The organism is Mycobacterium sp. Panama NTM2 (assembly GCF_054355555.1).
On sequence record NZ_CM135953.1, the window covers coordinates 2,361,776 to 2,384,013 of the forward strand.

General features: G+C 68.3%; 26 protein-coding genes. 21 read left to right on the forward strand and 5 right to left on the reverse strand.

The genetic code is table 11. The features are described from left to right. The first annotated feature begins 15 nt into the window (after positions 1 to 15). The 14 genes from ACXYX3_RS11305 (at position 16) to ACXYX3_RS11370 (ending at position 10,764) form a co-directional block, all read left to right on the forward strand. Positions 16 to 681 (forward strand): tyrosine-type recombinase/integrase, encoded by a 666-nt coding sequence (locus tag ACXYX3_RS11305; protein WP_458612048.1) that lies wholly within the window; start codon positions 16 to 18, stop codon positions 679 to 681. Beyond that, entirely contained in the window at positions 681 to 1,103 is a 423-nt protein-coding gene (locus ACXYX3_RS11310; protein ID WP_458611736.1) for a hypothetical protein, read from the forward strand. The genes ACXYX3_RS11305 and ACXYX3_RS11310 overlap by 1 nt, the downstream gene beginning before the upstream one ends. Positions 1,104 to 1,351: 248 nt before the next feature. Then, positions 1,352 to 1,477 carry a hypothetical protein gene (locus tag ACXYX3_RS11315; RefSeq protein ID WP_458611737.1) on the forward strand — a complete coding sequence of 42 codons (126 nt, stop codon included), beginning with the start codon at positions 1,352 to 1,354 and terminating at the stop codon, positions 1,475 to 1,477. Beyond that, positions 1,474 to 2,028 (forward strand): hypothetical protein, encoded by a 555-nt coding sequence (locus ACXYX3_RS11320; protein ID WP_458611738.1) that lies wholly within the window; start codon positions 1,474 to 1,476, stop codon positions 2,026 to 2,028. The genes ACXYX3_RS11315 and ACXYX3_RS11320 overlap by 4 nt, the downstream gene beginning before the upstream one ends. 92 nt (positions 2,029 to 2,120) lie before the next feature. Beyond that, positions 2,121 to 3,077, forward strand: coding sequence for an AAA family ATPase (locus ACXYX3_RS11325; protein ID WP_458611739.1), 957 nt, complete (start codon positions 2,121 to 2,123; stop codon positions 3,075 to 3,077). A 403-nt stretch (positions 3,078 to 3,480) separates the two neighbouring features. Continuing rightward, a complete protein-coding gene (locus ACXYX3_RS11330) occupies positions 3,481 to 3,657 on the forward strand; it encodes a hypothetical protein (RefSeq protein WP_458611740.1) in 177 nt (58 codons plus the stop codon). Further along, on the forward strand, positions 3,650 to 3,901 hold the full coding sequence (locus ACXYX3_RS11335) for a hypothetical protein (protein WP_458611741.1): 252 nt from the start codon (positions 3,650 to 3,652) through the stop codon (positions 3,899 to 3,901). The genes ACXYX3_RS11330 and ACXYX3_RS11335 overlap by 8 nt, the downstream gene beginning before the upstream one ends. A gap of 287 nt (positions 3,902 to 4,188) precedes the next feature. After that, a complete protein-coding gene (locus ACXYX3_RS11340) occupies positions 4,189 to 4,296 on the forward strand; it encodes a hypothetical protein (RefSeq protein WP_458612049.1) in 108 nt (35 codons plus the stop codon). 2 nt (positions 4,297 to 4,298) lie between these two features. Then, the gene (locus ACXYX3_RS11345) at positions 4,299 to 4,865 is read left to right on the forward strand and encodes a hypothetical protein (RefSeq protein WP_458612050.1); all 567 of its coding nucleotides are present in this window, start codon (positions 4,299 to 4,301) and stop codon (positions 4,863 to 4,865) included. A gap of 15 nt (positions 4,866 to 4,880) precedes the next feature. Beyond that, positions 4,881 to 5,267: a DUF2190 family protein gene (locus tag ACXYX3_RS11350; RefSeq protein WP_458611742.1), complete on the forward strand. Its 387-nt coding sequence runs from the start codon at positions 4,881 to 4,883 to the stop codon at positions 5,265 to 5,267. A gap of 13 nt (positions 5,268 to 5,280) precedes the next feature. Then, on the forward strand, positions 5,281 to 6,165 hold the full coding sequence (locus ACXYX3_RS11355) for a major capsid protein (protein WP_458611743.1): 885 nt from the start codon (positions 5,281 to 5,283) through the stop codon (positions 6,163 to 6,165). A 16-nt stretch (positions 6,166 to 6,181) separates the two neighbouring features. Then, positions 6,182 to 6,658: a hypothetical protein gene (locus tag ACXYX3_RS11360; protein ID WP_458611744.1), complete on the forward strand. Its 477-nt coding sequence runs from the start codon at positions 6,182 to 6,184 to the stop codon at positions 6,656 to 6,658. 162 nt (positions 6,659 to 6,820) lie between these two features. Continuing rightward, positions 6,821 to 10,375 carry a phage tail tape measure protein gene (locus tag ACXYX3_RS11365; protein WP_458611745.1) on the forward strand — a complete coding sequence of 1,185 codons (3,555 nt, stop codon included), beginning with the start codon at positions 6,821 to 6,823 and terminating at the stop codon, positions 10,373 to 10,375. Between the two features lie 14 nt (positions 10,376 to 10,389). After that, on the forward strand, positions 10,390 to 10,764 hold the full coding sequence (locus ACXYX3_RS11370) for a hypothetical protein (protein WP_458611746.1): 375 nt from the start codon (positions 10,390 to 10,392) through the stop codon (positions 10,762 to 10,764). A gap of 4 nt (positions 10,765 to 10,768) precedes the next feature. Here ACXYX3_RS11370 and ACXYX3_RS11375 read toward each other — a convergent pair whose 3' ends face one another. The 3 genes from ACXYX3_RS11375 to ACXYX3_RS11385 all read right to left on the reverse strand — a co-directional run bounded on the left by ACXYX3_RS11375 (position 10,769) and on the right by ACXYX3_RS11385 (position 12,951). Next, positions 10,769 to 11,641 (reverse strand): tyrosine-type recombinase/integrase, encoded by an 873-nt coding sequence (locus ACXYX3_RS11375; protein WP_458611747.1) that lies wholly within the window; start codon positions 11,639 to 11,641, stop codon positions 10,769 to 10,771. Further along, entirely contained in the window at positions 11,638 to 12,093 is a 456-nt protein-coding gene (locus ACXYX3_RS11380) for a hypothetical protein (protein ID WP_458611748.1), read from the reverse strand. The genes ACXYX3_RS11375 and ACXYX3_RS11380 overlap by 4 nt, the downstream gene beginning before the upstream one ends. Before the next feature lie 165 nt (positions 12,094 to 12,258). Beyond that, on the reverse strand, positions 12,259 to 12,951 hold the full coding sequence (locus tag ACXYX3_RS11385) for a DJ-1/PfpI family protein (RefSeq protein ID WP_458611749.1): 693 nt from the start codon (positions 12,949 to 12,951) through the stop codon (positions 12,259 to 12,261). Positions 12,952 to 13,063: 112 nt separating this feature from the next. Between ACXYX3_RS11385 and ACXYX3_RS11390 the strand changes: the two genes are divergently transcribed. From ACXYX3_RS11390 to whiA, 7 genes are all read left to right on the forward strand, one after another. Then, positions 13,064 to 14,335 (forward strand): bifunctional 3,4-dihydroxy-2-butanone-4-phosphate synthase/GTP cyclohydrolase II, encoded by a 1,272-nt coding sequence (locus ACXYX3_RS11390; protein ID WP_458611750.1) that lies wholly within the window; start codon positions 13,064 to 13,066, stop codon positions 14,333 to 14,335. After that, the gene (gene ribH, locus ACXYX3_RS11395) at positions 14,332 to 14,814 is read left to right on the forward strand and encodes a 6,7-dimethyl-8-ribityllumazine synthase (RefSeq protein WP_458611751.1); all 483 of its coding nucleotides are present in this window, start codon (positions 14,332 to 14,334) and stop codon (positions 14,812 to 14,814) included. The genes ACXYX3_RS11390 and ribH overlap by 4 nt, the downstream gene beginning before the upstream one ends. Beyond that, complete coding sequence (locus ACXYX3_RS11400; RefSeq protein WP_458611752.1) at positions 14,811 to 15,287, forward strand: PH domain-containing protein; 477 nt, start codon at positions 14,811 to 14,813, stop codon at positions 15,285 to 15,287. The genes ribH and ACXYX3_RS11400 overlap by 4 nt, the downstream gene beginning before the upstream one ends. Positions 15,288 to 15,400: 113 nt before the next feature. After that, complete coding sequence (uvrC, locus tag ACXYX3_RS11405; RefSeq protein ID WP_458611753.1) at positions 15,401 to 17,452, forward strand: excinuclease ABC subunit UvrC; 2,052 nt, start codon at positions 15,401 to 15,403, stop codon at positions 17,450 to 17,452. Beyond that, positions 17,449 to 18,339, forward strand: coding sequence for an RNase adapter RapZ (gene rapZ / locus ACXYX3_RS11410; protein ID WP_241203742.1), 891 nt, complete (start codon positions 17,449 to 17,451; stop codon positions 18,337 to 18,339). The genes uvrC and rapZ overlap by 4 nt, the downstream gene beginning before the upstream one ends. After that, positions 18,336 to 19,367 carry a uridine diphosphate-N-acetylglucosamine-binding protein YvcK gene (yvcK, locus tag ACXYX3_RS11415; protein ID WP_241203741.1) on the forward strand — a complete coding sequence of 344 codons (1,032 nt, stop codon included), beginning with the start codon at positions 18,336 to 18,338 and terminating at the stop codon, positions 19,365 to 19,367. The genes rapZ and yvcK overlap by 4 nt, the downstream gene beginning before the upstream one ends. Continuing rightward, a complete protein-coding gene (gene whiA, locus ACXYX3_RS11420) occupies positions 19,364 to 20,341 on the forward strand; it encodes a DNA-binding protein WhiA (RefSeq protein ID WP_221361351.1) in 978 nt (325 codons plus the stop codon). Before yvcK ends, whiA begins: the two co-directional genes overlap by 4 nt. Before the next feature lie 2 nt (positions 20,342 to 20,343). Here the strand turns inward: whiA and ACXYX3_RS11425 are convergent, their stop codons facing one another. Both ACXYX3_RS11425 and ACXYX3_RS11430 read right to left on the reverse strand, forming a co-directional pair. Further along, a complete protein-coding gene (locus ACXYX3_RS11425) occupies positions 20,344 to 20,988 on the reverse strand; it encodes a hypothetical protein (protein ID WP_458611754.1) in 645 nt (214 codons plus the stop codon). Continuing rightward, positions 20,985 to 22,229, reverse strand: a complete 1,245-nt coding sequence (locus ACXYX3_RS11430; RefSeq protein WP_458611755.1) for a threonine/serine exporter family protein — start codon at positions 22,227 to 22,229, stop codon at positions 20,985 to 20,987. The genes ACXYX3_RS11425 and ACXYX3_RS11430 overlap by 4 nt, the downstream gene beginning before the upstream one ends. Positions 22,230 to 22,238: the final 9 nt, after the last annotated feature.

The window sequence follows — 22,238 nt, forward strand, 5'->3', positions numbered from 1 at the left end:
GCGCGATCTCGACACATGGCACTGCGCCGCTTCGCCGCCTGGCTGGTCGACGAGGGCGAGATCGACGCGAACCCGCTGATCGACCTGAAGCCGCCCAAGCTCGACACCAAGGTCACCGACGCGCTGACCGATGAACAGCTCAAGCGGCTCATCGCGGCGTGCAAAGGCAAGGAACTCATCGACCGCCGCGACGAGGCGATCGTCCGGCTGATGAGCGAGACCGGGCTGCGGGCCGGCGAAGTCCTCGGCATGGGCACCGATGACGTCGACCTCGGCCGCGGGCTCGCGACCGTGCGTCGCGGCAAGGGTGGCAAGGGGCGCGTGGTGCCGTTTGGCCCGCAGACCGCCAGCGCGATCGACCGCTACACCCGGGCGCGCCGCACACATCGGCTTGCCGCGACCGGTGCACTGTGGCTCGGCGGGGGCGGCCAGCAGTTCGGCTATCACGGCCTCAATACGGCGCTCAAGCGGCGTGCGCAGGCGGCCGGCATCGAAAAGTTCCATCTGCACCTGATGCGCCACACTGCTGCGACGCGCTGGCTGCGGGCCGGGGGCTCCGAGCAAGGACTGATGTCCGTTGCGGGCTGGTCAACCCGGTCCATGCTCGATCGATACACCGGCGCCTCTGCGGCCGAGCGAGCGGCCGATGAAGCACGGAAGCTCGGACTGGGGGAGTTGTGATGGCGGCGGCCGGATGGCTGGAACGCGGGTGCTTCGATGCCAATCTCGACCAGATCAGCGTCGAAGTGCGGGCCATTTTGCAAGCTAAAGGACTGAGCCGCAAGCGGTTTCGAGTCCTTGCCCTCTATGAGGTGGGCACGAGCTTCCTGCTCGGCGAAGTTCTCCGGACAAGCTTCGGGCCGGTTTTCGTCTACAGAACGCACACCAGGAACATCGACGGCCGGATCAGCAACTTCCGCTTGCGGGATGAGCCGTTGATGCGTCCGCTGACCGGTAACGCCGACGAGTGGTTCCGTCTCGGATCCGAATCGACGCAGTACCTCTTGCGTGGACGCGATCTGACCGGCCCGATTTCACGGGGTGATACCAAACTGCTAATCGACGGAGCGTTCGCCTCGCGGCGTGTCACGCCGTCGACCTAGCACAATGCTTGTTACGTTGTGCTTGGTCATTCCGCTGGGCCGGAAAACGCTCGCCACGACTGGGCCGCGAGCCGTCACCCGAAGGGGGACGGCCCATCATGCCCGAACTCTCACCGGAGCTCCGATCGCTCCGATCCCAAATTGCGGCTCACGAATCGTGGGCACGCACCCCTGACCGAGCTGCGCGCACAGCGAAGGCCCGCAGAGCTCTTGAGGACAAGTGGCTCGCTGAAGCCAACGGCGATCCGGTGGCTGCGGAGCATCTCCGCAAGGCGCACTACGCCAGGATGGCGCTGAAGAGCGCCCAGGCTCGTCGGCGTCGGTCTGCGGTCAAATCGCGACTGGCCGAGCTCGACAGCGGTGAGGCCTCGTGAACGGCGAAAGGCCGGCCCCGCCACAGGACCGGCCCTCACACAACAACACCGATGCCGCCATCATAAGCCAGATCCCGCCGGTCGGTCCGCATGTCAACGCTGACGCGCTGTTCGTCGGCGCACTTCTGTGGTCCGCGCCTGCCGACGCTGCGGCGGTCCTCGCGCTGGTGCACGACGATGACGTCGAAAGCGTTGCCCTGGCAGAAGTTCTCGGCGCCATCCGCCGTCTGAACGGCGCACGCAAGCCGCATGGACCGGCGCTGGTGCTCGACGAACTCGAGCGCACCGGCCGCCTCCGAGCGCACAACGGGGTCGCCGGTCAGCTCCAGGCGGCAACGACGTCGGGCGCCGATGCGGCCGCGGCGTGGGCGTATGCCGGCGCGGTTGTCGCTCGCTCACTGCGTAGGCGCATCGAATCCGCCGGAATCGCCCTCCAGTCGGCGGCGCGAGAGGCGGCCGAACCCGAGCTGTCATCGCACGTCTCGCTGCTGACGCGGGTGCTCGGCGACTGTGCGACGAGGCTTGAACAGCTGCGGGGCGTCAGCGGGTGAGCGCTCAACTATTCGACGACCGGGTGTTCGAGCCACCTCCTGATGACGAACACGACGACATCCGCCAGACGGACACCAGGGGTGTCCAGGAGGTGGACACCCCTGGTCGCCTCAAGTCGGCCTTGCTGTCGCGGGCTGCGCTGCGCGATCTGCCCGACCCCGAGGCGCTGATCGACAACGTCTTGGATCGGGGCACCATCGCTCTGCTCTACGGGCGGTGGGGGACCGGCAAGTCGTTCATCGCCCTCGACTGGGCGGCCAGCGTGGCCACAGGCAGGCAGTGGCAGGGTCGGCCAGCCGAGCGGGCCCGGGTGCTGTACGTCGCCGCTGAGGGCGCACACGGCATGAAGCAGCGCATCGACGCATGGGAGACGGGTTGGCAGAGGACGATTCCCGATCGCGAGGCCCTCGATGTGCTGCCCGAGCCGGTCAACCTCACCCGACCAGCAGACGTGCACGAGCTACAGGATCTCGTCGCCGACAACGGTTATGGCCTCGTGGTCGTCGACACGCTTGCGCGCTGCATGGTCGGCGGCGACGAGAACAGTGCCCAGGACTGCGGCCTCGTGGTCGACGTCCTGCATCGACTTCGACGCCACACAGCGGATGGCCGCGGTGTTGTCCTCGGCGTGCACCACACTGGCAAGGACGGCAAGACCTTCCGGGGGTCGTCAGTGTTCGAGGCCGGCGCGGACACGGTCTACTCCGTCACGGCCGACGGCGCGGTTATCACGCTCAACCGTGAAAAGCGCAAGGACGGACCGAAACAGGACGCTCACGAGCTGCGAATCGACCCGGTCAAGGGCTCGGAAAGCTGCGTGATTTCTGTCCACCGAGGGGGTGGACAATCCGAGCGCGGCGACAAGCTGATGTCCACCTTCGTCCAGTATTTCGAGGCAACCGGAGCTACGAGGGCGCAGCTAGAGAAGGTCGCCGGGATGGCGCACGCAACCTTCATCCGCGCCTTCAATGACCTCGTCAAATGCGGAGACCTGGTGCCCGACAACCCCGATCACCGATTCCCCCTCTACAAGGCGGCTAGCAAATGACCACTGTCCATTGTTCACCTCTGTCCACATCGGCCCGTCCATTGTCCAGTCCACCTCCCTCTCTTAGGAGGTGGACAGGTGGACAGGAGCTTGATCTGACTCCGTTGCGCCGAAGGGTGTCATTTCAGATGACACCCTTCGAGGCTTGGCCGGATCTCAAATCTGAGCAATGGTCGCGTTTCAAACGCGACCCTTCTTGCCGGTGCCGACAAGAAGCCCGCCGTCGGTTCTTCGTGACCGCACGAAGAAGGATCGAAGGGATGGGCACTCAGCGAGTACCCCTTGTCCACGCAGGGTGCGATCCGGAATCCGACCCCGTCCTGACGCCGCTGTGCTGGCAGTGTGTCCGCGATCTCCCAGACGGGCCGGACGGTCTGTGCGCGTTCTGCCGGGTGGTGACGCCGTGAGGATCAACGCAGCGCGCGACGTTGCGGCCCGGGCCTGGCCGCGGTTCAGTCCGCACACCGTGCAGATCGCGATCGGTGTGGTCCGCGTGACGGCCAGCCCCGAGGAAGCTCTTGATTTCGCCCGTCAGCTGACCGAGGCGGCCACTGCGACGGTGAGGCCTACCGATGAGTGACTCGATCGAGAAGCGCCAGAGCGCAGCGGTTCTGCTGGTGCACGGGCTCACCGGAGACAGCTGGGGCATCCAAGAGGCCCTGATCGAATCCGACGTCTCGATGACCGCCGGGTGGCCGCTGTTCTGGGAGGCGGGAAACCTGCTGCGCACCTACCTTCCCGACGACATGCGCGAGCATCTGCTCGAGCGCCTGCGGCAGGAGATCGTCAGCCAGCGGCTCTCTGACGAGGACGCCGGACAGTGATCAAACGGGTCAGCGGCCTTGTGCTTGATCACGAGTCCGCAGATTTCCTCGTTCGCGCCCTCGAGCTGCTCGCCGAGCTGCTCGCGGCCCGCGGTAGTCAGCCCACGGCGAATCTCGTTGACGTCACCGAAGTGCTTCGCACTGGCGTGAATACTGGCGCAACACGCCCAAAATCTGGCGCTGACGCCAGATTCGTTGACGGCGAACATGATTCGGCACACACTCCGTGGCATGCGATCCTCGACACCAAGCGGGCAGCCGACATCCTCGGCTGCACCGAGAACAACGTGCGGGATCTTGCGCGCCGGGGGTCGATACCAGCTCGTCGCGCCGGCCGCGGGTGGCTACTTGACGCGGCGGCCGTTATCCGAAGGGCCGAATCCTCAAGCCGGTGAGCATGGCTGACGTCCGCACGATCGCGGGCGTCGAGCTCGTCAAGGTCGGCCGCTGGGAGATCAGCACCGGCGTCTTCCGCGTCACCCCCGCCGACCTGGTATCGGCGGTCGAGGCCCACAAGGCCGGCGTCCGGCGCAAGCCCGTGCTCAAGATCGGGCACGGCGACGAAGACGACCGAGCACCGGCCATGGGCTACGTCGACAACCTGCGACTCTCCAGCGACGGCAACACCCTGCTCGGCGACTTCGTGAACGTCCCAGCGCGATTGGCCGAGGTGATTCCGCTGGCCTACCCCGATCGCTCGGTCGAGGGTTTCGCCGACTACTACCACCAGGCAAGTGGCACCACCTGGCCCCTAGTGCTCGATGCCGTCGCGCTACTCGGCGCGGTTGGACCCGGAGTCGCCGACCTCGCGAGCCTGCAGGCCGCAGACCTCTACGGCATCGCAGCAAGGGTGTCCACGGCCACCGACACCCTTGTCTTTCTGCGCTGCCCGAACGCTGACCGTCAACGCACTGTCGCCGTCGCGGCCGCACGCCGACGCCGCGCACAACGAATCCCCACCTAGAAAGGCTGAGCCACAATGGCATCCACACCTCTGATCTCTCCGTCGGTCTACGACCCCGGCGCCGACATCACCGGCGAAGCATCCTCGGCCATCACCGTCCGACGCTTCCTCACCATCACCGGCAATCGCGCGGCCGGCGGGAACATCGCCGTCGCGCACGCCACCGCAGCCGGCCGAATCTGCGGTGTCGCAGGCAACGACGCCGCCAGCGGCGCACTGGTCCGCGTGGTCCGCGGCAACTCCCGAGTCGTCAAGGTCGACGCCGGCGGAAGCATCGCCGCCTTCGCCGAGGTCGAGGTCGGCTCTGCGGGCAAGGCGGTGGCGAAGTCCAGCGGCGTGGCCGTCGGATACGCGCTGACCGCCGCATCGAACAACACCGTCGCCGAGATCTCGCTGTACTGAGAGGAACTGACCCGTGCCTACCGTATCCACGCTGCTGCCCGAGCTGAGCGGCCGTAACCTCACCGTCGACATCGCGCTCAAGCAGCCGAGCATCCTTCGTGCCCGCATCGCCGAACTCGCCGACAGCCAGCTCCTGGCGCCGCAGTTCTACCACCCGCTCGGCGGGCCAGTGCAGGGCGGCGGCATCCTCTACGCCATCCTCAAGGCCTCCGACCTCTACACCACGGACGTCGAAAAGCGCTCTCCCGGCGCCGAGTACAAGGTGGTGGAGGGCGTCGACCCCGAGACCTACCTGGCCACCGTCAACGACTGGGGCGGCAAGTTCCAGGTCACGGCCGAGCAGATCAAGCGCAACGTGGTCAGCTATCTCGACCAGCAGACCACCCAGCTCGCGAACACCATCGCCCGCAAGCTCGACGCCGCGGCCATGGCCGCCATTGAGGCAGCGATCGACAGCTCCAACACCGTCACCGGGCACTCGTGGGAGAGCCTGGTGTTCGTCGGCGCCCTGTCCAGCATCACCGCATCGAGTGATCGGCCGACCGCCGACTTCTCGGCCGCCCAGCTGGCCAGCGACCTGCAAGAGCTCGGCGTCAAGCACAACCTGCTCGTCGTCCACCCCAACCAGGCACACCGACTGCGCACCGCCTACGGCGACCAGCTGCAGGCCATGCTCGACAGCGCCGGGCTCTCGATGTTCTCCAACCCACGCGCCACCCCAGGCGCGGCCTACGTGCTGGAGAAGGGCGGTGTCGGCACCGTGGGCTTCGAGGAACCGCTCACCGTCAAGGCGTGGGAGGACAACGCGACACGCTCCTGGTGGGTCCAAGCGTTCGCAGTCCCGGCCTTCGCGGTCGAACGGCCGTACGCCATGAAGAAGATCACCGGACTCGCCTAGGAAGGGCAACAGACCAATGGCACTGACATTCGATGACGACCAGGCCTCGGCACTGCTCGAAGCACTGGGCCTGCCCACCGACACCACCGACGTCGAGACCATCGCTGCCACCGTGAGGGACGCCGCGACTGCCTCCACGGCTGAGACAGCACAGCCCTCAGCTGTGGCGGCCGCAGCCCGACGTGTGGGCCTCGGCGTGATGGACAACGACAGTCTCGAGGCACTCAAGCGAGACGCGGCCGAGGGCCGGCGCATCAAGGCCGCCGAGGCCAAGCAGCGCATCGAGGCTTCGGTCGACGACGCGATCAGCAAGGGCAAGATCACCCCGGGACGCAAGAAGCACTGGGTCACGCTGATCGAGGCCGACCCCGAGATGGCCAACGTGCTGGCCTCCACGCCCAACGAGACTGCAGTGCCGCTGAGTGAGATAGGGCACGGACTGGGCAGCGACGAGCCGCACGACAAGGCTGTGGACGGCCAGTGGTTCTACTGACCGTTTCCCCCGGGGGAGAGAGAAGATGACTGGCGGTCCGACCTGCGCAGGGTGGGCGGGGCCAAGATTCTCAGGGGTGCCCCCATACCCGCAGGCCAGACCCGGAGTCAGGAGCCTTTTTTACACGGGCCGAAAATTGACCGAGAGCGGTGGTGATTGCCCGTGCCATTGACACTCAGGATCGAGTCTGAGCTCGACGAGCGATCAGCCGCCGCAGCAGCCAGTCGGGCGCAGCGCATCTACAGCGACGCCGCCCGCGACATGTCGCGAGACATGTCCGAGGGGATCACGCGCGGTGCTCGCGAGGGTGGTCGTGCGGTCGAGCGGATGGCCGACGAGGCACGCTCGGCCTACAAGCGTGTGGGTGATGCCACTGACGACCTGCGCGAGCAGGAGCGACAGCTCAAGGCAATGCGTGACGAGGGTGCCCGCGGGGTTGAAGTGCAGGCAGAGCGAGTACGCCGCGCACGCAAGGCCGAGAAAGACGCGATCCGCGAGGCCACGGACGCGCTAGAGCAGTACGAGCGGGCCGCTCGGGGCGCTAGCCAGGCCGGTGAACAGGCCGGCGGGTCGATCGTCTCGGGGCTGCGTGGCGCGTCTGCGGGTGTGCGCCAGTCCGGTCAGGGCATGGCCGAGGACTTCGTCGGGGGCTTCGCCGGGTCGTCAGCCCTGTTGCGGATCGGGGCCGCCGGCGGTCCGGTGGGGATCGCGATCGCCGGGCTCGGCGCTCTCGGGTTCGCCGGGGGCAAGGCCTTGGCCGACCAGATCAGCGCCGGCCTGGCGACGCTGCAGACCCAGGACCTTTTCCAGGCTCGCATGGGACTCGATCCGCAGACGATGGCTCGCTACGGCGAGAACGCCGCCAACGCCTACGTCAACGCGGTCGGCAACTCGATGCCCGACAACCTACAGACAATCCAATTCGCCGTGCAGGGTGGAGTTCTCGATCCCCGCGCCACTGACGAGCAGATCAAGGCGACCCTTGCCCAGATCAACACGCTCACTCAGGTGGGCGGCGTCGGCGCCCAGGAGGCCGCGAGAGCCACCGGCCAGCTGATGCGCAGCGGACTGGCGCAGGACAGCACCCAAGCCGCCGACATCATCGCCTCCGGATTCCAGAACGGCCTCGACATCTCAGGCGATTGGCTCGACACGATCACCGAGTACTCAACGCAATTCCGCAAGCTCGGCCTCGACGGGTCCGATGCGCTGGGCCTGATCAAGCAGGGCCTCGACGGCGCGGCTCGAGACACCGACGTGGTGGCCGACTCGCTGAAAGAATTCTCGATCCGCGCGGTCGACGGATCGAAGCAGACGGCCGAGGGGTTTGCCTCGCTCGGCTTCAACGCCGATGACATGGCCCGGCGCATCCTGGCCGGCGGTGACTCGGCCAGAAGCGCGTTCGGCGCCACGCTACAGGCGATACGCAGCATCGACGACCCGATTCAGCAGGCCTTGACGTGGCAGGCGCTATTCGGCACCCAGTGGGAGGACATGGGCGACGCCATCAACAAGATGGATCTGTCGACCGCTCGCACGCAGTTCGCCGACACCGAGGGTGCGATCGACCGGGCCACTCAGACCCTCTCGGCGCACGTCAACGAGTGGGATGTGCTCAATCGCAGCATCGATCAGACGTTCTCCAATCTGCAGACCAAGCTTGCGAATTCGCAGCTGGGGCAGTTCTTCGGGAGCGCGCTGCCCAGGACTCTCAACAACCTTCTGACGGGCGAACAGATTGGACCGGGCTCCGGAAACATCGGGCCGGCAACGGCTCCAGGCTGGACACCGGAGACGGGCGCACCGATGCCCCCCGGGGCGCCGTTGACCATCGACACACCGGCCGGGGTTAGCCCGCTGCTCGACCAGGCGCGTGCGGCGCTGGGTCTCGCGCCAGGCCAGATGCCCGGCGCATTACCGACAGGGGCCGCGCCGACGGCCGGCGCGGGTGCGGCGGGCGGTCCTCCAGCGGCGCCGCCACCTCCACCGCCGGGGCCGCCAGGCCCAACGCCGGGGCCGCGCACGCCGATGCTCACCGACTTGCAGCAAGAGGCTGCGGGCGGTGGCTCGTCTCGAGCGTCGCTGCCCGACGCGCCGGTGCTCCCAATGACGTACAGCTCGACTGCGGGACTGCCGGCCTCGCTCGCGAGCGCGACGACGCGGCTCGACGAAGCACGCCACGAGGTCGCCGAGAAAGAAGCTCGAGTCAACCAGCTGCAGCAGTCGAATGTGGCCACCGCCGACGAGATCCAGAAGGCGAAGAACGACCTCGCCAAAGCCGAGCAAGATCGCCTGCAGGCTGATCGGGCGCTCAACGACGCGAAGATCAACGCGACAGAGAAGCAGACCAAGCAACTACAGGGGACAACCGACTCACTGAAAGACCTTGGCGCGGGCCTGGATTCGGACTTTGGCATCAGCAAGGGACTCGCCGGTATCGCTGACAACATTGTGCGCTTCGTGGGGAGCCTCGCGCTCGCGGGGCCGATGGCTCAATTGTCGGCCATCTCGGCAGCCAACCCGAATCAGGGGTCAGGGCTGATGGGCATGCTCGCCAGCTCGGGCGCGCTCGGCTCCCAGTACCTGCCGGCGGCGAGCACCGGCGGCGCGGTTCTTCCCGGCGCCGGGAACTACGTCGGGAGCAGCGGCAACCCGAACCTCGACGCCATGTTCGCCCTCGCGCAGGGCAGCTCGGGCAGGACCGAGTACGGGCCCGCATCGGATCTGATCAACGGGCTCGCCGACTGCTCGGGCTCAATCTCTGATCTCTACGAGGTGCTCACCACTGGCGCGGCGTCGCCTGCGCGCATGTTCACCACCACGAACTTCGCCAGCGACGCCGAGGCCGCGAAACTCGGTTTCAGGCCGGGATACATGCCTGGCGCGCTGAATGTCGGTGTCAATCCCTACCCTGGACAGTCCGGCCACATGGCGGCGACCCTGCCCAACGGAGTGAACTTCGAGGGCGGCGGCGGCACGGGCGGCGGGGCGCAGTACGGCGGGTCGGCGTCCGGCGCACTGGACCCACAGTTCGAGAAGCAGTACTACTTCCCGGTCGGCAGCGGCCCAGCGAGCATGAGCTACGCGACCCCAGGCCTCTACTCGCCCGCGAACACTAGTCCCGGGCTCAACAATCCCGCCGCGGCCGGCACGTCACCGGCCGGACTCCCGCCCGTGGGCAGCGTCAGCGGTGGTGAGTCAGCGCCCCTGGGGCTGACCGGCCAGTCCTACCCGTCCCAGGGTGGCGGGGGAGGCGGAATCGGCATCAGCGAGGGCGCGATGGGTGCCCTGTCGACCGCCGCATCGGTGTTCCCAGGCGGTGGCGCGCTGGCGTCGATGGGGATGCAGCTAGCCAACCGGACGATCAAGTACGCGGGGCAGGTCGCCGGCATCGGTGTGGAGGGTCTGGCTCAGACGTTCCTCCCGTCGGGTGATAAGCCGAAAGCCTCGATCGGGAACTCTTGGCTGGGCAAGATCGCCGGTGGCATAGCGGGCGCAAAGCCAGCCGTGCCCAACGCAGCCGGAGGCAAGAGCGCACAGCCACCCGGCCCCATGGATCAAGCGGGCGGTGCACAGGCTAGCGGGCAGGCTGGCGCACGCGGTGACACCACCATCACGCTCAACCAGACGAACAACCACCCGACGACCGGCGACATGGCCGCCAACTCGGCCGTGCGCGAAATGGGCGCGGTGTACGCGCCTCCGGGGAGAGTGTGACGCAGACTCAAGTCATGACCTGCGAACACTGCGCAAAGCACGCACAGGCCGATGACGAGAGCGTTGGCGAGGCCGACAACTTGCGTTTCGCCAGGATCGTTCTGAGCATGCTCAACGGTGCAGCGGACGCCGTCATTCTCGCCGTCGAGGAAGTGCAAGGCTGTCATAGCTGCATGGCGCGACTCCTCGGAGCAGCCGCAGGCATGTGCACCGGGCAGATGATGATGCTGGGAGCAGTGGAGGTCGAGTCTTACCTGCGCGAGAACCCGCCGCCGACACCACTGTCGGAAGAGGACAAGTGGGAAGAGATCCATCGCTGCGCAATCGCGGCGATGGAACACACAGTTGCGGACATCGCCGACCTCGAGGCTGGCCCACCAGAACAATGAACCATCACAGCGCCGCCGCCATCGCCGCGGCACGGATCTCGTCGTCGTCGACGGCCAGATACCGTTCCGTCGTGGCTATCGAGGCGTGGCCGAGGAGCTGCTGCACTGCCCGCAGGTTGCGGGTACCGCGATAGGCGCGCGACGAAAAGCGGTGCCTCAGGGTGTGCAACGTCCACGGCGCCGGAAGCATCCGCTGAGCAAGCTGGGCAACGTACTTCGGTGTCAGGTGTCCCCCCAGCATGTTGGGGAACAGCCAGCCGCCGGCCGGTGCGCCGGGGGTGTGGTGACTGGGGCCCCGCCGAATGAGCTCGGCCAGCGACTCGTTGAGCGGCACGATGCGCCGCTTGCCGCCTTTCCCATGAACCAGAAGCTGCGCGCCGCCTGCGGCCTCGATCAGATCGCGGGTGTGCACCTGCGCGATCTCGGCTCGTCGGAGACCGGCTTCGCCAGCCAGTCGCAGAATAAGCGTGGTGCGCAGATCGGCCACCTGCAGCGCCTGCCGCCAGACCACCTCGGGCGCCGGACGTGGCACCGCGACCGCGGTCTTGATCTGCGGGAGATCGTCGGCGATGTGCACAGGTATGTGACCCGCCTTGTACGCCCATAGGAAGAACAGTCGCGCGGCGTTGCGGTTGCTCCGTCGGTGCTCGACAGACCAGTCGGCGTGCCGGCTCAGCCAGCGGATGAAATGAACGCCGGTCACGTCGCGCGGTGCGCACCCGAGCTCACGGGAGAGCGCGGACAGTTGCTGCTGGCGCAGGGCAATTGTGTGGACGGATCGCCCAGCCGCGGCCAGCGTCATCAGGTAGGCATCGATCAGTGGGGCCCATGTCGAGGTCGCCGTCGCCCTCGCTTTGGGTCCGCGTCGTTGCGTCACTGCAGCCGCTCCAGCTCGTCAGCGGCCTCGACGATCGCGGCCGCCACCTGCCGTGCCGCCGAGGGGCCGAGGCTCTCCGTCTCGCCGTCGATGCAGATTGTTCGCGTGATCGAGCCGTCGGAGTGCTGCATCCCGTTGATCATCACCGTGGTGCTGCCGACCTTGCGGTCGGTGCCGGTGAAGTAGCGGGCCCATCCGCCGTCACCGTCCGGCTGCCACGGGTAATGCACCCCGTCGTCGGGCGGCGGCGCCACGTCAGCGAACAGGACCGCTGCTGCGTTCTGGCTGAGAAACTCACGAGCGGCGAACCGCAACGCCCGTGCATGGTCCTCGGGAGACGGGCTGGAACCGTCGGCCCGCGGGGGGATGTCGGGATGTGCTTCCCAGTACTCAAGATCGGCGATCTGGTGCGGGGTCAAGGCGTCGGCGAGATCTCTCCAGGTCGTGGTCATTGGCTACCCTTCGCGTAGGCGGTGTGTTCCGGCGCGGGTAGCCAGGTCAAACATATTTAGGCCTATAGCGCTCACACGCTCAGCTCTGACTTCCTGGTCAGGCACAGCGCTGGGTCGCTCCTAGTCGCTAAGTACGTCGAGCGGCTGATGGGGCAGGGCAGGTAGTCATTCCCAGCGGGCGGCGATGCGCCGCGCCGTGTCGATGCGGGCCTGCCGCATGGCGGCCAGGCGGTCGGTGACGGTGCGCAGCACCGCTTCGGGTGCGGACTCCGGCGAGCCCGCGCCGAACGGCGGCTCGGGGGCGTACTGCATGGTCAGCTGCGCGGCCTTGGCCTCGTCCTCGCCGTACAGCATCGCGGCGACCACGAGGGCGGCGTCGATCCCGGCGGTGACGCCGGCACCGAACACGAATGTGCCATCGGTCACCACCCGTTCGGTGCGCGCGGTCGCGCCGAGGATCGGCAACACGTCCAGCGCGGCCCAGTGGGTGGTCGCCTGACGGCCCCGCAGCAGTCCGGCCGCGCCGAGCAGTAACGCGCCGGTGCACACCGACAGCACGCACCGGGCGCCGGTGGCCTGCGCGCGCAACCAGTCCAGTAGCCGCTCGTCCTCCATCACCGCCTGCTGGCCGGGCCCACCCGGCACATGCAGCACGTCGAGCTGGGGGGCGTCGTCGATCACGGCGTCGGGCAGCAGTCGCAGGCCGCGGTAGTCCCGAACCGGCGCATCGGTGAGCCCGTACGTGGTGAACGTCACGTTCGGCAACGACGCGAGGACCTCATAGGGCCCGGTGACATCGATCTGGTCCACGTCGTCGAAGACGACGGCTCCGATCGTGAGAGCGTCGGTGTGCGTCATGACAGGAAGTATCGTGGCCCCACTCAGGCGGGCAATAACGTGGGCTGTCGCGTGGTTCATACTGAACGGGACATACGTGGTTTCCCGCACGGGGACCGGCAAGGTGGTGAGGATGACGAGGCTGGATTCGGTCGAGCGGGCGGTGGCCGATATCGCCGCAGGCAAAGCCGTGGTCGTCATCGACGACGAAGACCGCGAGAACGAAGGCGATCTGATCTTCGCCGCGGAGAAGGCCACTCCCGAGTTGGTGGCGTTCATGGTGCGCTACACCTCCGGCTACCTCTGTGTGCCCCTGGACGGGGAGATCTGCGACCGCCTGGGCCTTCTGCCCATGTACGCGGTCAACCAGGACAAGCACGGCACCGCCTACACCGTCACCGTCGATGCGAAACACGGTGTGGGAACAGGCATCTCGGCATCTGATCGGGCGACGACGATGCGCCTGCTCGCCGATCCGACCGCGGTGGCCGATGACTTCACCAAGCCCGGACACGTCGTTCCGTTGCGCGCCAAGGACGGTGGCGTGCTGCGCCGCCCCGGGCACACCGAGGCCGCCGTCGACCTGGCCCGACTGGCCGGCCTGCAGCCCGCGGGCACGATCTGCGAGATCGTCAGCCAGAAGGACGAGGGCGCGATGGCCCAGACCGACGAGCTGCGGATCTTCGCCGACGAACACGATCTCGCCCTGATCTCGATCGCCGACCTCATCGAGTGGCGCCGCAAGCATGAGAAGCACATCGAGCGGGTCGCCGAGGCCCGCATCCCGACCCGGCACGGCGAGTTCCGTGCCGTCGGTTACACGAGCATCTACGAAGACGTCGAGCACGTCGCCCTGGTCAAAGGCGAGATCGCCGGTCCCCACGAAGACGGGCACGATGTTCTGGTTCGCGTGCACTCGGAGTGCCTGACCGGTGACGTGTTCGGCTCGCGTCGGTGCGACTGCGGCCCCCAGCTCGACGCCGCACTCGCGATGGTGGCCCGGGAAGGCCGCGGCGTGGTGCTCTACATGCGGGGCCACGAGGGCCGCGGCATCGGCCTGATGCACAAACTCCAGGCCTACCAGCTGCAGGACGCCGGTGACGACACCGTCGACGCGAACCTGAAGCTGGGTCTGCCGGCCGACGCCCGCGACTACGGCACCGGCGCGCAGATCCTCGTCGACCTCGGCGTGCGGTCGATGCGCCTGCTGACCAACAACCCGGCCAAGCGCGTCGGCCTGGACGGCTACGGCCTGCACATCATCGAACGGGTGCCGCTGCCGGTGCGGGCCAACTCCGAGAACATTCGCTATCTGATGACCAAGCGGGACCGGATGGGCCACGACCTCGTCGGCCTGGAGGACTACGACGAGGCGCTGCCCGGCGACCTGGGCGGCACGAAATGAGCCCTGCCGCAGGCGTTCCCGACATGCCGGAGCTGGACGCATCCGGGCTGTCCCTGGCGATCGTCGCGAGCACGTGGCACGAGACGATCTGCGACGCGCTTCTCGACGGTGCGCGCCGCACCGCCGCCGAGGCCGGGGTCGCCGATCCGACCGTGGTCCGCGTGCTCGGGGCGATCGAGATCCCGGTGGTCGCCCAGGCGCTGGCCAGGACCCATGACGCGGTGGTCGCGCTCGGCGTCGTGATCCGCGGGGAGACACCGCATTTCGACTATGTGTGCGACGCGGTGACCCAGGGCCTGACCCGGGTGTCGCTCGACGAGTCCACCCCGGTCGCCAACGGCGTGCTCACCACCAACACCGAACACCAGGCCCTCGATCGGGCCGGGTTGCCCGAGTCGGCCGAGGACAAGGGCGCCCAGGCCGCCGCCGCGGCGCTGTCGACGGCGTTGACGCTGCGCGGGCTCGCTTCACCGTCATGAGCGGCCAGGATCGGGAGTGGGATGTGGAGGTCAAGCCACACCTGACCCCGAGATTCGCCTACGCGGCCGCCGTCGTGATCGTCGCCGCCCACGTGATCGTGGGGGTGTTGCTCAAAGTCGGCACCACCGGGGTGATATTCCAGACCTCCGACCAGGTCGCCATCGCCGCGCTCGGCGTGGTCTTCGGCGCGGCGGTCTGCCTGTTCGCCCGGCCACGACTGCGCGTCGGCGCCGCCGGTGTCGCGGTCCGGAACCTGTTCGGCTACCGGCTGTTCGACTGGGAGCTGGTGCGCGGCCTGTCGTTCCATCCGGGGGCGCGGTGGGCCCGGCTGGATCTGCCCGACGACGAGTACGTGCCGGTGATGGCGATCCAGGCCGTCGACAAAGCGCGGGCCGTCGACGCGATGGATCGCGTGCGCGCCGCGATGGAGCGTTATCAGGGTGCCGACGGGATCAACCGCCGGCACCCGTGAGCGCGCCGTCTGCCGTGTCGTTCGTCACGATCTCCCGCGGCTCCGCACGGCCGATCGGCGCATCCGCCACCGGCTCGCTCGGCCCCGTCGGGGCGTCGCAGTAACCTGGGTCCGTGCCGGATCCTGCGACATACCGACCTGCTCCCGGGTCGATCCCCGTGGAGCCGGGCGTCTACCGATTCCGCGATGCGCATCGCCGGGTCATCTACGTCGGCAAGGCCAAGAGCCTGCGCAGCCGGCTCAACTCCTACTTCGCCGATCTGTCGGGGCTGGCGCCCCGCACGCGGCAGATGGTGACGACCGCGGCGAGTGTCGAGTGGACGGTGGTCACCACAGAAGTCGAGGCGCTGCAGCTCGAATACAACTGGATCAAGGAATTCGATCCGCGGTTCAACATCCGCTACCGCGACGACAAGTCCTATCCGGTGCTCGCGGTCACGCTCAACGAGGAGTATCCGCGGCTCAAGGTCTACCGCGGACCGCGGCGCAAGGGAGTCCGGTACTTCGGGCCGTACTCCCATGCGTGGGCCATCCGCGAGACCCTCGATCTGCTCACCCGCGTGTTCCCGGCCCGCACCTGCTCCAACGGAGTGTTCAAGCGGCACAGCCAGATCGGGCGACCCTGCCTGCTCGGCTACATCGACAAGTGTTCGGCGCCCTGCGTCGGTAGGGTCAGCGCCGACGAGCACCGCCGGATCGTGGGGGACTTCTGCGACTTCCTGGCCGGTAAGACCGATCGGCTGATCCGCGAGATGGAACAGCAGATGAACGCCGCGTCCGAGGACCTGGACTTCGAGCGCGCGGCCCGGTTGCGCGACAACATCGGCGCGATGCGCCGGGCGATGGAGAAACAGGCGGTCGTGTTCGGCGACGGCACCGACGCCGATGTGGTCGCATTCGCCGATGACGATCTCGAAGCAGCCGTGCAGGTGTTCCACGTGCGGGGTGGCCGAGTGCGGGGCCAACGCGGGTGGGTGATCGAAAAGTCCGGTGAGCCAGGGGAATCCACGCTCGAATACCTGGTCGAGCAGTTCCTCACCCAGTTCTACGGCGACCAGGCCGCGCTCGGTGGCGCCGCCGACGAGGGCGGTGACGAAACCACCAACCCGGTGCCCAAGCAGGTGCTGGTGCCGGTCCTGCCCGAGACGGCCCCCGAACTGGAGACCTGGTTGTGCCAGCTGCGCGGGTCGCGGGTGTCGCTGCGGGTCGCCCAGCGGGGTGACAAGCGCGCGTTGGCCGAGACGGTGCAGCGCAACGCCGAGCAGGCACTGAACCAGCACAAGCTCAAGCGTGCCGGCGACTTCACCGCGAGAAGCGCTGCGCTGCAGAGCATCCAAGAAGCCCTGGGGCTCGAGGATGCGCCGTTGCGCATCGAGTGCGTGGACATCAGCCACGTGCAGGGCACCGACGTGGTCGCGTCGCTGGTGGTGTTCGAGGACGGGCTGCCCCGCAAGTCCGACTACCGGCACTATGCGATTCGCGAGGCTGCCGGGGACGGACGCTCCGACGACGTCGCCTCCATCGCCGAGGTCACCCGCCGCCGGTTCCACCGCCATCTGCGCGACACCCAGCAGCCCGTGCAGCATGACCGAGAGGCCGCCGGTGCTCGACGTTTTGCATACCCGCCCAACCTGTTCGTCGTCGACGGCGGCGCCCCGCAGGTCAACGCGGCCGCGGCGGTGCTCGACGACCTCGGCGTCACCGATGTGGCGGTGATCGGGCTGGCCAAGCGGCTCGAAGAGGTGTGGGTGCCGTCCGAAGCGGACCCGGTGATCATGCCCCGCAACAGCGACGGGCTGTATCTTCTGCAGCGGGTCCGCGACGAGGCCCACCGGTTCGCGATCAGCTATCACCGCAGCAAGCGGTCGAAGCGGATGACCGCCTCGGCGCTGGATTCGGTGCGGGGACTGGGGGAGCACCGGCGCAAGGCGCTGGTGACGCACTTCGGTTCGTTGGCGCGGCTGCGTCAGGCGTCGGTGGAGGAGATCACCGCCGTGCCCGGCATCGGCGTGGCCACGGCCACGGCCGTGCTGGAGGCGCTGGGGGTGACGGTCGACGAGGCACCTTCAGCCGACCCGGTTGTTGAACCCGATGCGCAACAGCACACCGAACACGGGGCGGGGGCGTCGCAGATCGGCGATGATCGGAGCACGGTGACGGGATGACAGAAGCGGACATGCACAGCGAATCGGGCGGAATCGACGTGGTCCTGGTGACCGGTCTGTCGGGAGCCGGTCGCGGCACCGCGGCCAAGGTCCTCGAAGACCTGGGATGGTACGTCGCCGACAACCTGCCGCCGGAGCTGATCGCGCGGATGGTCGACCTCGGGCTGGCCGCGGGTTCGCGGATCACCCAGCTGGCCGTGGTGATGGACGTGCGCTCTCGCGGCTTCACCGGCGACCTGGACGGCGTGCGCAGCGAGTTGGCGGCGCGCGACATCACCCCCCGTGTGGTCTTCCTCGAAGCGTCCGACGACATGCTGGTACGCCGCTACGAGCAGAATCGACGAAGCCATCCGCTGCAGGGCAATCAGACGCTGGCCGAGGGGATCGCCGCCGAGCGGGCACTGCTCGCCCCGGTGCGGGCCGCCGCGGACCTGGTGATCGACACGTCGTCTCTGTCGGTGCACGGTCTCCGGGAGAGCGTCGAGCGCGCGTTCGCGGCCGAAACCGTGGCCAACACCAACGTCACCGTCGAGTCGTTCGGGTACAAGTACGGGCTCCCCATGGACGCCGACACGGTGATGGACGTGCGCTTCCTGCCCAATCCGCACTGGATCGACGAGCTGCGCCCGCACACCGGGCAACATCCCCGGGTTCGTGACTACGTCCTCGGCCAACCCGGTGCCGTGGAGTTCATCGACTCCTACCATCACCTGTTGGACGTCGTGATCGACGGATACCGGCGGGAGGGGAAGCGCTACATGACCGTGGCCATCGGCTGCACCGGGGGCAAACACCGCAGCGTCGCCATGGCCGAGGCACTGGCCGACCGGCTCCAGGACGCCGCGCTCACGGTGCGCGTCCTGCACCGGGACCTGGGGCGCGAATGAGTGTGCGCATCGTCGCCCTCGGCGGTGGGCACGGCCTGTACGCCACCCTGTCGGCGGCGCGGCGCCTCACCCCGCACGTCACCGCCATCGTGACGGTCGCCGACGACGGCGGCTCGTCGGGCCGGCTGCGCAGCGAACTGGACATCGTGCCGCCGGGTGATCTGCGAATGGCATTGGCGGCGTTGGCATCCGACAGCCCGCACGGTCGGCTGTGGGCCACCATCATCCAGCACCGCTTCGGGGGCAGCGGCGCACTCGCCGGCCATCCCATCGGGAATCTGATGCTCGCCGGCCTCAACGAGGTGCTCGCCGATCCGGTGGCCGCGCTCGACGAACTGGGTCGCATCCTGGGCGTCAAGGGCCGGGTGTTGCCGATGTGCCCGATGGGATTGAGCATCGAGGCCGACGTCGCCGGCCTGGAGTCCGACCCGCGGGTCAGCCGCGCCATCCGCGGTCAGGTCGCCATCGCCACGACCGTCGGGAAGGTGCGCAGGGTGCGGTTGCTGCCGGGCGATCCGCCGGCCACCCACCAGGCCGTCGACGCGATCATGGACGCCGATCTGGTGGTCCTCGGGCCGGGCTCGTGGTTCACCAGCGTCATCCCGCACGTGCTCGTGCCCCAACTGGTCGCGGCCCTGCAGAGCACCACCGCACGGCGCGCGCTGGTGCTCAACCTGGTCGCCGAACCCGGCGAGACGTCCGGGTTCTCCGTCGAGCGCCACATCCACGTGCTGGCCCAGCACGCGCCCACCTTCACGGTCAACGACATCATCGTCGACTCGTCGCGGGTCCCCAGCGAGCGTGAGCGGGACCAACTGCGCCGCACTGCGACGATGCTCGAGGCCCGCGTCGAATTCGCCGACGTGTGCCGACCTGGTACACCTTTACATGACCCCGCGAGGTTGGCGGCGGCGCTGGAAGGCGTGCTCCGACGGGGCACGCCAGGGGGAGCAGCACCCCCCGGCACACCGCAGACGGTGCCCACACCGACAGTGAACCGACCGAGAGGTGACGACCCGTGGCGATGACAGCCGAGGTCAAAGACGAGCTCAGCAGGCTCGTGGTGAATTCGGTCAGCGCTCGCCGCGCCGAGGTGGCCGCGCTGTTGCGGTTCGCCGGCGGCTTGCACATCGTGTCGGGGCGGGTCGTCGTCGAGGCCGAGGTGGACCTCGGCATCATCGCGCGCCGGCTGCGCAAGGACATCTACGACCTGTACGGCTACCACGCCGTCGTGCACGTGCTCTCGGCCAGCGGTATCCGCAAGAGCACCCGCTACGTGGTGCGGGTGGCCAAGGACGGCGAGGCGCTGGCGCGCCAGACCGGGCTGCTGGATCTGCGTGGCCGTCCGGTGCGCGGCCTGCCCGCCCAGGTGGTAGGCGGCAGCGTGGCCGACGCGGAAGCCGCTTGGCGGGGAGCATTTCTCGCGCACGGGTCGCTGACCGAACCGGGCCGTTCCTCGGCGCTGGAGGTGAGTTGCCCGGGCCCGGAAGCTGCGCTGGCGCTCGTCGGCGCCGCCCGCCGGCTGGGCGTGAGCGCCAAGGCGCGCGAGGTGCGCGGCGCCGACCGGGTGGTGGTCCGCGACGGCGAGGCCATCGGCGCGCTGCTGACCCGCATGGGTGCCCAGGACACGCGGTTGACCTGGGAGGAGCGCCGGATGCGGCGCGAGGTGCGTGCGACGGCCAACCGGCTCGCCAACTTCGACGACGCGAACCTGCGCCGGTCCGCCCGCGCTGCCGTGGCCGCGGCCGCACGGGTCGAGCGGGCACTGGAGATCCTGGGCGACACGGTGCCCGACCATCTGGCCGCCGCGGGCAGCCTGCGTGTCGCGCACCGGCAGGCGTCGTTGGAGGAGCTGGGCCGGCTCGCCGACCCGCCGATGACCAAAGATGCTGTGGCAGGACGTATTCGGCGACTGCTGTCGATGGCCGACCGCAAGGCCAAGATCGACGGCATCCCCGACACCGAGTCGGCGGTGACGCCGGATCTGCTCGAGGACGCCTGAATCTAGCGTTCGAGCAGGTGCTCGAGCGTGTCCCGGTCGATCGCGTCGAACTCGTGGTCCTCGACGTGCATGTAGTGGCGCACCCGGTTGACGAAGTCGTTGATCGAGGAGTTGAACGCGTCGGTGGCCGCGTTGCGCTGCTCCAGTGACAGGGCACTGGTGATCTCCTGGGCGAACGCGGTGTAGATGACGCGCTGCGCACTGTCGGCGATGTCGCTCGGCGCGACCAGGCGCAGTTCGGTCAGCAGCGTGATGGCGCGCTTGACGTCGTCCTCGAGCACCCCGGTGGCGCGCACCACCCGGAACAGCACGGCCAGCCGATCCATGCTCTCGGGGATCGACGGGTCGGACTCGCGCGCCAGCGCCAGGAATTCCTCGCGGTCGGTGGTGCGGGCCAGCTTCTTGGTCATCTCCGCCCACTCCGCGGACAGCTGTGTGAGCCCGGTACTGGCCACCGAGATCTCCGTCATCGCTGCGACGAACCGGATCGTCGTATCCCGCAACAGGTCGAACCGTTGCCGTTCCTCGTCGACCACGCTCTGGCGCTCGTGCGTCTTCTTCGCCGTCCAGTACGTCGCGATCCCGCCCACCATGGTGCCGAGCAGGCTGGCTGAGGCGGTGATCGTCGGGATCACCCAATCGGTCATGGACGGCAGTATCGCGCTCCGCGCCCGAGCGCGGCAGGCAACTGCCGACACGCACTCCACACCAGCAGCCCTGCCTGGATGCCGAGGGCGATCGAGATCATCGAGATCACCGTGACCCCGACGGCGTCGGAGCTGTCGTTGCCGATCAACTCCGTGACGCCGATGAACCCCAGCGAGCCGGGCACGAGCAGCCAGAACCCGGGCAGCAGCAGTGTCGCGGCCGACGGCGTGTTCGGCCGGCGCGCCACGAACAGCGCGCACAGCGCCAGCGCCAGTCCGCCGCCGAAACCACTGGCGTAACTCCCCAGCGTCGCGTTGCCGGCGAGCTGACCGGCGTAGGAGACGAACAGGATCACCAGCATCCAGCCCATGAAGCGGGTCGGCGGACCGTGGTACAGGAAGAGGCCGACGGCGTAGAGCGCGCAGCCCACCCACGGCGCCCACGGCCCGAACCGGTCCACCACCGCCACGCTGAGTTCGCTCGCGGTGAGACCGACCAGCTGGGCGGCGATGAGGATGCCGAAGGCCAACTGCGCCAACCGCATTGCGCCGGCGATCAGACGGGCCGAGCCCGAGATCATGTCGCGGGTGCTGAGCTCGATGACCGCCAGCGTGATCGCGGTGCCGGGCAGGAACATCACCAGTGCAGGGGCCAGTGCCCTCAGACTGCCCTCGCCCAGATGCAGCAGGCGGCCCAGGCTGAACGAGCACAACGCGACCGTGAACGCCGCGAGCACGGGAAGGAGCTGGGTCAGCGGTTCGCTGCGGCGGGCCAGCACGCCGGCCACCCCGACACCGAACCCGAACAGCGTGGCCGCGCCGAGTGCCACCAGGTTGGGCTGCAGGATGAGGGCGAACGCTGCGCTCTGCAGCGTGTAGCCGAGCACGAATGCCCACGAGCCGAAGCGGGCGTCCATCGCGTCGATGCGGGCCAACTCGGCGATGCCGTCCACCGGGCTGATCTCGCCGCGACGGGCCCGCCCGACCAGGGTGGCCAGCGGAAAGGTCTGGTCGAAGCGCACCTCGACCTCGGCGCTTTTCATCTCCAGCGAGTCGCCGCCGCTCAACTGGATGTGGTTGGGCAACACCAGCATCTCGCCCGTGACGCCGTAACTGCCGGCGCAGGTGGACAGCGTCGTACGCACGGTCCCGATCGGATATCCGGCGGCGATCATCGCCGCGCCCAGACGGGTGAGGAACAGCGTCGGGCCGGCCTGCAGGTCTGTCGATTCGTCTCCCACCGGGCGCAC